At 32.5% G+C, this 8891-nt stretch carries 8 protein-coding genes, 2 rRNA genes and 1 riboswitch; all 10 genes read right to left on the reverse strand.

Annotation, left to right across the window (positions count from 1 at the left end):
• Window positions 1–104: 104 nt before the first annotated feature.
• The gene (gene lplA / locus BMX60_RS10765; protein ID WP_091351451.1) at window positions 105–1106 is read right to left on the reverse strand and encodes a lipoate--protein ligase; all 1002 of its coding nucleotides are present in this window, start codon (window positions 1104–1106) and stop codon (window positions 105–107) included.
• Window positions 1099–2805, reverse strand: coding sequence for a dihydrolipoyl dehydrogenase (gene lpdA / locus BMX60_RS10770; RefSeq protein ID WP_091351452.1), 1707 nt, complete (start codon window positions 2803–2805; stop codon window positions 1099–1101). Before lpdA ends, lplA begins: the two co-directional genes overlap by 8 nt.
• A 53-nt stretch (window positions 2806–2858) precedes the next feature.
• The gene (locus BMX60_RS10775; RefSeq protein ID WP_091351453.1) at window positions 2859–3212 is read right to left on the reverse strand and encodes a carboxymuconolactone decarboxylase family protein; all 354 of its coding nucleotides are present in this window, start codon (window positions 3210–3212) and stop codon (window positions 2859–2861) included.
• A gap of 107 nt (window positions 3213–3319) precedes the next feature.
• The gene (locus BMX60_RS10780; RefSeq protein WP_091351454.1) at window positions 3320–3763 is read right to left on the reverse strand and encodes a MarR family winged helix-turn-helix transcriptional regulator; all 444 of its coding nucleotides are present in this window, start codon (window positions 3761–3763) and stop codon (window positions 3320–3322) included.
• Between the two features lie 46 nt (window positions 3764–3809).
• Complete coding sequence (locus tag BMX60_RS10785; RefSeq protein WP_207648441.1) at window positions 3810–4949, reverse strand: M20 metallopeptidase family protein; 1140 nt, start codon at window positions 4947–4949, stop codon at window positions 3810–3812.
• Window positions 4950–4962: 13 nt separating this feature from the next.
• Window positions 4963–6147, reverse strand: coding sequence for an aspartate aminotransferase family protein (locus tag BMX60_RS10790; protein WP_091351456.1), 1185 nt, complete (start codon window positions 6145–6147; stop codon window positions 4963–4965).
• Between the two features lie 10 nt (window positions 6148–6157).
• Window positions 6158–6865, reverse strand: a complete 708-nt coding sequence (dapD, locus tag BMX60_RS10795; protein ID WP_207648442.1) for a 2,3,4,5-tetrahydropyridine-2,6-dicarboxylate N-acetyltransferase — start codon at window positions 6863–6865, stop codon at window positions 6158–6160.
• A 79-nt stretch (window positions 6866–6944) separates the two neighbouring features.
• Window positions 6945–8150 (reverse strand): aspartate kinase, encoded by a 1206-nt coding sequence (locus BMX60_RS10800; protein WP_091351458.1) that lies wholly within the window; start codon window positions 8148–8150, stop codon window positions 6945–6947.
• A gap of 86 nt (window positions 8151–8236) precedes the next feature.
• A riboswitch (Lysine riboswitch) is annotated at window positions 8237–8387 on the reverse strand.
• Window positions 8388–8580: 193 nt separating this feature from the next.
• Window positions 8581–8695 (reverse strand): 5S ribosomal RNA (gene rrf / locus BMX60_RS10805).
• 33 nt (window positions 8696–8728) lie between these two features.
• Window positions 8729–8891, reverse strand: a 23S ribosomal RNA gene (locus BMX60_RS10810); the annotation flags it as partial.

The raw sequence follows: 8891 nt of genomic DNA on the forward strand, positions 1-8891 counted from the left end.
AAGATATATATCAGTTGTATTTAATTTTTCTAAATCAATTATACCACATTTTTCATCTATTGCAATACTAAAAAACATCATGTTTTCAAAATACATTAACTTATTTATATAGATTTATGCTTAAGCCAATAACATAAATCCTTTATTATTATATCTTTATTATTATCAATATCATTAAAAGAGTTAAGTTTCTGGGCTATCTTTTCTAGATTTAACGGTAAGCCTATTAACTCAGAAGAAATCGTTTCCATAAAATCAACTTCTAATGAATCAGAGTATATTTTAGAAGACCTAATAAAACCATCTTTTAGCTGTAAACCTAATTCTATACTTCCCCAATCAAATTTATTTGATAAAACTATATCAAAACTAGGTGTCTGACCATACCTCCACTCCCATGAAGAATATTTATTATATAAAAGCTCTATTTTCTCTGTATTATTTATTTCAATTTCTTCGCCATCTCCTCCATAATTTCCAAGAAAAGTTTTCTTCAATAAGTCACTCATCTTTTCAATAGTAATATTAGGATTGATATTTTTAAGATTAACTACCCTTGATTGAACAGAATCTATTCCCTTTGATATTATTTTTTCCTTAGACACCTGCAAATAAGAAGTAAGTTTATCAAAATCAGTATCTACTAGAATAGTACCATGATGATAAGCTGCATTACCTCTAAAATAATAAGCATTACCTGAAAACTTTTTCCCGTTAACTGTTATATCATTTCTCCCAGAAAACTCTGCATCAATACCAAATATTTTTACAGAATCAATAATTACCTTTAACTGCTTAGATAAATCATATAAATCCTTGTCCATAATAAAAGTAAAATTTAGATTGCCTAAATCATGATAAACAGCACCACCACCAGATAATCTTCTAGCTAATTTCCCACCGGAATTTTCTAAAACCTCACATCTACATTCCTTCCATGGATTTTGATTTCTCCCAATAACTACAGTATTTTGGTTTTGCCATAAATATAAGTAAATTTCATTTTTTTTTACACTATCTAATAAATATTCTTCTAAGGCCAAATTATACCAAGGATCTTTTGAAGGTGAAAAATATATTTTTGTAGTTAGACTTTGATTAAGCAAAATGTATAGCACCACCTTCAACAGCTAACGCCCCTTCGTGTATTACCTCACTAGTAGTAGGATGTGCGTGAATTGTTTCAATAATATCTTCTACTTTTAAATGATTTTTTATAGCCAAAGTAATCTCCCCTATTAAATCAGTAGCATTAGGTCCTATGATAGCACCACCAATTATCTTATTAGAAGATTTATCTTTAATTATTTTTATAAAACCTCTATCTTCTCCAATAGTTAAAGCTTTTCCATTAGCTTGGAAGGGGAATTTTCCTATCTCTACATGAATACCTTTTTCATTAGCTTCCCTTTCGCTTATTCCTACTACTGCTATTTCAGGATCTGTGAATATAGCATTTGGTACTACATCATAATTCATTTTTACATCATATCCTAATATATTTTTGACCGCAATTATTCCTTGATGAGATGCAACATGAGCTAATTGGATTTTATTAGTAACATCTCCAATAGCATATATGTTAGGTATATTAGTCTGTAATTTTTCATTAACTTTTATACCCATACCCTCATCATTAAGTTCTATCTTTAACCTATGTAAATCTAAATTACCTAAATAAGGTTTTCTACCTACTGCTATTAATACCTTGTCTGCACATATAAATTTTTTATCTTCCTTACTCTTAAATACTACAATAGATTCATTATTCTCAGTAGATAAAACTTCTTCCACTTTTGAGTCGGTATAAATTTTTATACCTCTTTCGATAGCGATATTGGCAATTTCTTGACAAATATCCTCATCCAAAATTGATAATATACTATTTACAGACTCAATTACAGATACTTCTACTCCAAAACTATTAAAAATAAAGGCAAACTCCATACCTATTATTCCACCGCCAACTATAACCAACTTTTTAGGCAATTCAGAAAGATATAGTGCCTCATCGCTAGTAATAACATTTTTATCTTCAATTCCATGTATAGGAGGTTTTATCGCTTTAGATCCGGTAGCAATAATAATATTTTTAGTTGTTATTAAATTTTCAACATTTTTTTCTTTTACATAAACTGTTTCATGATTGAGAATCTTACCCTCACCATAAATAATTTTTACATTATTTTTTTGTAATAGATAAGAGATTCCTCCTACTAACCTATCTACAACTTTATTTTTCCTTTCTACCACTTTTCTAATATTGACTGAAACATTTTCTGCATATAAACCAAATTCTTCTGCTCTTTTAAAACTATTGAATACTTTGGAAGATTTAACTAAACATTTTGTTGGAATACAACCCAAGTTTAAACAGGTTCCTCCTAACCTTTCTTTTTCAATTAAAATAACCTTGGCACCTAATTTTGCAGCTTGTATAGCTGCTACATATCCACCTGGTCCTCCCCCTATTATAGTAATATCAGCCATCATCTCTTGTTTTTGTGGCTTCATTAAACTACTAAAATAGTTATATCCCTGAATACTTTCTTTTATTTCTTGTTCAATTTTACTTGCTTCTATTTTAACTAAAATATCACCAATTTTTACCAAATCTCCTTCTTCTACTAATATCGATGTTAACTTTCCAGAAACATTAGATCTAATACTCATATTTCCTTTATTAGATTCAATTTCTAATAATATATCACCACACTTGACAATTTCACCTAATTTTTTATTAATCTTTCCAACTTTTCCTACCTTTTCATGGCCGTTAAGTTTTTCAAGTTTTATCTCAACCATTTTAAATCCTCCTTACATATACTAAAAGGCAGTTTTCACTGCCTTTTAGCATTTTATTTAAAATCTCCTTCAAATTCATCTAATGATTGTTTTAACAAAGTAACACTATATGCCATTGTAGGTCCTCCTCCAAAAGCAACCCCTACCATTGCAGCCTCCATTATTTCCTCACGGGTTGCACCTGCTTCAAGAGCTTTGTATGCATGAAAAACAATACAGTATTCACAACGATTATATACCCCAATAGCTACGCTAATTAACTCTTTTGTTTTCACATCAAGTTTTCCCGGCTGATAAGAAGCTCCCAATAATCCCATAAAAGCTCCTACATGAGCTTCATTGGTTTTTTGTACTTCCTGTAAACCTCCCATAAATTCATTTAACAATTCCCTTGGTGTTTTAGCCATTTAAATTCCCCCTTAATAAAATATAAAAATTAGTTGTATTACTAATTATTATTATAGCAATTAATTATAAAAAATCAACCTTTTTTTGATAAAAAAATCACATACTTCTATTTGTTACGAAGCATGTGTTCTTCAACATTTAATACCATCTTTTTTAAAACAGACAAAAACATTTGCATTTCTTCTTCGTTAATACCTTTTGATACAATTTCACTAAACTTTTCTCCTTCAGGAATTAACACTTCTCTATAGTGTTTGCCTTTCTGGGTAAGTAATAAATTAAAAGCCCTTCTATCATCTTGTTTTTTGCATCTAATTACCAAACCTTCCCTTTCCATTCTATCAATTAATCTAGCAACGGTAGATTCTTTAATGTTCATCTTGTTCGCTAGCTCTTTTTGATTAATAACTTCTTGTAACCCTAAGTAATATAATGCAATCCACTGCACACGGGTAACTCCTTTACTACTGAGAATTTGATCAAATGCATCAGTAATAAACTTCATTGAATTATCCGTTATATAAGCAACACATGTATCTAATGTAAACATTATCCTTCACCCCCTTTTTATACTACCTTATTGTTATATTGCAATACTAAAAAACATTCAACCTTTGACAAATTTTAATATATGTTTCTACACCTAATAATAAAATTTCTTCATCAAAATTAAACATTCCGTTGTGTAAAGGCTGAACAAATCCCTTTTCTTCATTTTTTGAACCCAATAACATAAAAATTCCCGGTATCTGTTGCTGATAAAAGGAGAAATCTTCTGCCAACATTAAGGGTTTTACTATTTCCACTTTTTCAGGGTCTAACGAGCTTTTAACTATTTCGAACAATTTACTATCATTAATTACCGGTGGGTAAAAATCCCTTATCTCCATATCAATTTGTACTTCATAGATATTTTCAATACCTAAATTGATTTTTTTCATTTTCTCTTTAATTAAATTATATGTTTCCCCATGAAAAGCTCTAATTGTTCCATTTAGTTGGACATTACCGGCTATTATATTTCTTGCCTCTCCACCTTTTATTGTCCCTATTGTTAAAACCCCTGGTTCTAAAGGATCGATTTTTCTAGATAATATTGTTTGATAATCTAAGATCAAAGCGGAAGCAGCCACTATAGCATCTGATCCTTTATGTGGTTGAGCTCCGTGGGCACTACTTCCCCTTATTACTAAGTCTACCTCACCACTTTGTGCCATTAATGGACCATTTGTTAAACCAATTTTACCTTGTTCTAACCCAGGGAAAATATGGAGACCAAAAATCCCTTCAACATTATATTTTTTCAATATTCCTTCTTCAATTATCTCTTTTGCTCCCCCTGGCCCTTCTTCCGCCGGTTGAAAGATTAAAAGGATGTCTTTGTTTAATTTTTCCAGTCTAGAAAGGTATTTAGCAAAACCTAATAAAATCGCCATATGACCATCGTGACCACAGGCATGCATTTTCCCTTGATGAAGGGATATATAATCTATATCGTTTAGTTCAGTAACCTCTAATCCATCCATATCAGCTCTAAAAGCTAAAGCACCAGTTCCTTCACCTTTTTTAAGGGCTACAATCCCTGTTTTGGCCACAACTTCAATTTCATAACCATATGATAACAAATATTCTTTTACAATTTGATGGGTTTGGTAAAGGTCAAAGGCCAATTCCGGCACTTGATGTAAACGCCTCCGTATTAAAGTTAACTCTTGTAGAAATTCATTATTTAACAATAAATTCACACTCCTATAATTCTTCAAGTATAGAAGAGAATACTCTCAAAAATAGATCTATTTCTTCATAAGTTATTGTTAGAGGTGGAAGTAATCTTAAAACTGTTCCACTGGTAATATTTAATAATACCCCTTTTTCTAAAGCCCTCTGTTTAATTTTATCGGCATAATCCCCTACTTCTAAACCGATAATCATACCTTTTCCCCGAATATCTAGAATAATCTGAGGAAACCTATCCCTTAATTTTATTAGCTCCCCTAACAGGTAACTACTTTTCCTTTTTACCTCTTTTAAAAATTCCTTTTCTAGAAGCTTACTTAATACAACTACCCCTGCGGCACAGGCAACGGGATTACCTCCAAAGGTACTACCGTGATCCCCCGGTTGAAAAACATTTTCTAGTTCTTGTCCTACAACCATCGCTCCTAATGGTAAACCTCCCCCTAAAGCCTTTGCTAAAGTAATTATATGGGGAGTAAATCCTAAACCTTGGTAAGCAAATAAGTCTCCTGTTCTTCCTAGACCTGTCTGTATTTCATCAACAATTATTAAAAATTTGTATTCTTTAGATAGGTTCACCAAATCTCTTATAAATTCATTAGAGACCTCTTTGATTCCCCCTTCCCCTTGAACCAATTCTAAAAAGACTGCACAGGTTTTGTCAGAAACTTTATTTTTTAAATCTTGACAATCATTGAACTTAATATGGTTTATCCCTGGAACACTAGGTTGAAATGATTGTTTGTATTTCTCTTGCCCCGTTAAACTTAGTCCTCCGTAAGTTCTACCGTGGAAAGAGTTATAAAAAGTTAAAACTTCTGTTTTATCTTCCCTTATACTTTTGCCATATTTTCTTGCCAACTTTAAGGCAGCTTCATTGGCTTCAGTTCCACTATTACAAAAAAACACTTTACTTCCAAAGCTGTTTTCCACTAACAATTTTGCTAAATTAACTACAGATTCACTTACAAAAAAGTTAGATAAATGGTTATATTTTTCTAACTGTTCATTAATAGCTTCTTTGATTTCTTTATTACCGTGTCCTAGATTATTAACTGCAATACCGCTGAACATGTCTAAATATCTTCTACCTTGATCATCCCACAGAAATGAACCCTGACCTTTAACCAAATTTAAGTCCATTCTCCGATAAGTATTTAAAATATACCTTTTATCTTCCAAAAAAATGTTTTCCATAATTATCAACCTATTTCCTTAGATCTTCTAAAATTTGGGTTTTCTCTTGGGTTTTTTCATCTTTATCTTTAATAACTTTAGCAGGTGATCCGGCAACTACTGTATTAGGTGGTACATCCTTTGTAACTACAGCTCCTGCAGCTACTACTGCTCCTTTGCCAACTTTAACTCCCTCTAAAATCACAGCATTGGCTCCTATCATGACATCATCTTCTACAATAACTGGGGTTTTACTTGGTGGTTCTAAAACTCCAGCAATAACGGCACCGGCACCTACATGGACATTTTTTCCAATTATACCTCTAGCTCCTACCACTGCGTTCATATCGATCATTGTTCCTTCGCCAATTTCAGCTCCAATATTAATAACAGCACCCATCATGATAACAGCATTTTTACCAATCTTTACTCTATCCCTAATAATAGCACCTGGTTCGATACGGGCAGGAATCTCTTTTAAATCTAATAGTGGAATAGCTGAATTTCTCCGATCATTTTCAATTACCATATCTTCAATTTTATCTTTAATACTATCTAAAAAAGGTGCAATTTCGTTATAGTCACCAAATAAGATTCTGGTATTACCCTCTCCAAAAACTTTAAAAGAACTAAAATCTATATCTTGTAAATTACCCTTTAAATAAACCTTTACAGGGGTAGTTTTTTTCGCTTCTTTAATAAAGCGAGCAATAGCATAGGCATCGGTTAAATTTTCCATTGTCATAATATCAACCTCCAAATTAGATTATTCTTATCTTTAGTTTTTCTGTAGCCAAATCATTTTATTATTTATCTTACTACAAATTGAAATGTTCTGCAATTACCCGTACTGCTTCATCCTTATCTTCCTTATTTATAGTATAAGATATGCTTATTTCCGAAGTAGTTACCTGTTTAAATTCTATTCCATTTTGAGCAAATAATTCAAATAATTTTGCTGCGACTCCCCATTGAGTACGCATACCAGATCCAACTACCGAAAGCTTGATAATAGTTGTATCTAATTGATGTTCTAATGAAGGAAACTTTTCTTTTAACTTCCAAATTACTTCCTCAACTGTTAATAAGTCATCTTTAGATGTGGTAAAAGATATGTTTACAACCCCTTCATTGGGAGAAGTTTGACTTATCATATCTACTACAACTTCTTCTTTAGCTAGTAAGGCGAATACTTCTGCCACATTGGCAGGAGAATATGGGACATTATTTAGTGTTATCATTAAAACATTTTCACTAATCGAAAGTCCGGTAATACCCCTTTGTTCCATTTTTTCATCTACCTCCTTAATATATGTTCCTGGACAATCTTTTAAGCTAGAGGCTACATAAATTGGTACCCGATAACACTGACCAATTTCAACGGATCTAGGTTCCATTACTTTAGCACCTAAGTGGGACATTTCTATCATTTCTTCATAGCTAATGTAACTTAACTTTTTAGCTTTTTTATAAACCCTAGGGTCAACACTATAAATTCCATCAACATCTGTGTAAATCTCACATTGGCAACCTAATTTTGCCGCTAATGCAACGGCGGTGGTATCACTACCACCCCTACCTAAAGTGGTAATATCTCCCTTTTCGTTTAATCCTTGAAACCCGGCTACTACAACTATTTTCCCTTCATCTAGATGTTTAGTTATTTTTTCAATTTCAATATCACAAATTTTATTTTTAGTGTGTACCCCTTTAGTTTTTATTCCTGCTTGAAACCCAGTTAAGGATATAGCTGGGTAACCTAAGTCATTCAAAATCATAGCTAATAGAGAAATAGAAACCTGTTCCCCCGTTGAAATTAACATATCAATTTCCCTTTTTGAAGGTTTCTTAGCAGCTTCCTTTGCTTTTTTCAATAATTCATTGGTCGTTTTACCCATAGCGGAAACTACAACTACAACATCTTTTCCTTCTTCCTTGCTTTTAATTATTCGCTGGGCAACATTTTTCATTTTTTCAATTGTTTCTACTGAAGAACCGCCATATTTTTGAACTATTACAGTCAATATTAAACCCTCTCTTTCAATATAAAATAAAAATAGTCACAGGCAAAAGGCCCATGACTATACTATTATATAATCCCTTTTGCCCCAATGCGTAAAGTACTCCACTGAAAATTGGGCTAATTTTCAGTGACAGTCCTATGTCTATTAAACATAGGCCCAATACTATCTCCATAGTATTTCGGCGACTGCCCCTTTCCCACTAGGTACTCTTGACAAGCCGCAGCCCCTTTAACGCATCGACATATTTACTTTCTAAAAATTTTACTTGTATGTTAGAATAGCATAATTTCCATTTAACGTCAATAATTTTTTTTGAGCTATTCCAGATGTTTTACAATTTTTATTTTTAATAACCACCTTTAACTTTAATATATTTATCTAGATATAAACAAAAGAACCACTTCATGTTGATTGAAGTGGTTCTTATCTTACCTAGCGACGACCTACTCTCCCAGGGGGTAACCCCAAGTACCATCGGCGCTGAGGAGCTTAACTCTGGTGTTCGGAATGGGAACCGGTGTATCCTCCTCGCTATTGTCACTAGATTAACAAAACACACAAAACTTAAAAGTGAGCTTTTGGTCAAGTCCTCGACCGATTAGTACTAGTCCGCTTAAGACATTACTGCCCTTACACTCCTAGCCTATCTACCAGGTATTCTTCCTGGGGTCTTACTTCCTTAACGGAATGGGAAGTCTTATCTTGAGGTGGGTTTCGCGCTTAGATGCTTTCAGCGCTTAT

The organism is Anaerobranca gottschalkii DSM 13577 (genome assembly GCF_900111575.1).
Taxonomy (GTDB): domain Bacteria; phylum Bacillota; class Proteinivoracia; order Proteinivoracales; family Proteinivoracaceae; genus Anaerobranca; species Anaerobranca gottschalkii.

What these genes read in the sequence shown, in the direction of transcription:
- BMX60_RS10775 (WP_091351453.1), bottom strand. Translation starts at nt 3,212, where the DNA reads ATGGCTAAAACACCAAGGGAATTGTTAAATGAATTTATGGGAGGTTTA.
- BMX60_RS10790 (WP_091351456.1), bottom strand. Translation starts at nt 6,147, where the DNA reads ATGGAAAACATTTTTTTGGAAGATAAAAGGTATATTTTAAATACTTAT.
- lpdA (WP_091351452.1), bottom strand. Translation starts at nt 2,805, where the DNA reads ATGGTTGAGATAAAACTTGAAAAACTTAACGGCCATGAAAAGGTAGGA.
- dapD (WP_207648442.1), bottom strand. Translation starts at nt 6,865, where the DNA reads ATGGAAAATTTAACCGATGCCTATGCTATTGCTCGCTTTATTAAAGAA.
- BMX60_RS10780 (WP_091351454.1), bottom strand. Translation starts at nt 3,763, where the DNA reads ATGTTTACATTAGATACATGTGTTGCTTATATAACGGATAATTCAATG.